The organism is Bacillus sp. SIMBA_008 (assembly GCF_046535495.1).
GTDB classification, from domain to species: Bacteria; Bacillota; Bacilli; order Bacillales; family Bacillaceae; genus Bacillus; species Bacillus subtilis.
In genome coordinates this window covers 1-253 of sequence record NZ_JAWRWL010000879.1, presented here as the reverse complement: position 1 = coordinate 253, position 253 = coordinate 1, and the positions used below count along the sequence as shown (strand labels likewise).

Below are 253 nucleotides of genomic sequence, written 5' to 3'. Positions count from 1 at the left end.
CAATCGGGCTGGACAGAGGCAACGCGATGCGGGTGAACGTCTGCCACCAATTTGCACCGTCAAGTCGTGCCGCTTCGATGAGTCCCGACGGTAGTCCCGCGAAGAAGCTGCGGAACAGAAGCACTCCTAGCGAGGCCTGCCCCGCCACGGGCAAGATGAGTCCCGCATAGGTGCCGACGAGCCCGAGCTTGAGAGTCACGACGTAAGTCGGAATGAGGATCAGGTTGGTCGGCATGAACATCGGCACGATGAA

1 protein-coding gene is annotated in these 253 nt (G+C 60.5%); it reads right to left on the bottom strand.

Annotated elements, in window-relative coordinates; translation table 11 throughout:
• On the bottom strand, positions 1-253 hold a 253-nt coding region (locus SB658_RS25870; protein WP_410603334.1), incomplete at both ends, for an ABC transporter permease subunit.